1 protein-coding gene and 1 pseudogene are annotated in these 682 nt (G+C 42.1%); both read left to right on the forward strand.

Annotated features, from left to right (window positions below; genetic code table 11):
• Positions 1-170 precede the first annotated feature (170 nt).
• The gene (locus R7040_RS26870; protein WP_005462904.1) at positions 171-446 is read left to right on the forward strand and encodes a GNAT family N-acetyltransferase; all 276 of its coding nucleotides are present in this window, start codon (positions 171-173) and stop codon (positions 444-446) included.
• Positions 447-448: 2 nt separating this feature from the next.
• Positions 449-682: pseudogene (locus R7040_RS26875) on the forward strand (phosphotransferase); the annotation flags it as partial.

A 682-nucleotide genomic window follows, 5' to 3' on the forward strand; every position in this document is an offset into this window, starting at 1 on the left:
TCTCTGGCACTGGTTATCATATTTCTCATTCTTATTGTCGTACCTGATTTGAGAAGAGGTGACTGCTATGAAATTTAGCACTAAACGACTGGGTGTCTTTGCGTGGTAATGATTTTATTCAGTGATATAGTTTGATTCAATAAATCCGTAACAAAATTAGAGAAGAAGATATGCATAAAGTGATTCACGACACTGAAAGTGGCCTCTTTTGGGTTGATTTAGAGCAAGACTTCAAAGCAAAAGTGGTCTACGAGTTGAAAAATGATGTGATGCACATAACATCGACGGTCGTACCAGAAGAGCTGCGAGGCAAAGGTTATGGCAAAGTAATGATGGAAGCGGTACTCCCAGAAATTGAAGCTCTGGGTTATAAAATCGAACCGGTTTGCCCGTATGTGGCGCATTACATCAACCGTAACCAAGCTTGGTCGCATCTTCTTGCTTGAGTATGAATGACCACCACCTTTTGTATCAAAATATCAGCCAGGATCTTGATCTCGGTGAATTGCTGTCGAGTGAAGTAATCCAGTCACTTTGGGGCGGTTACGGAGAATTGGTTCGGCTGATATTCGCTAAACGCTCTGTCATTGTAAAACACGTCAAATTGCCTAAACCTTCTGAACACCCTAGAGGCTGGAATACAGACCGTTCTCACCAAAGAAAGCTGCACTCTTATCAGGTT

Source organism: Vibrio sp. 1069, assembly GCF_033340555.1.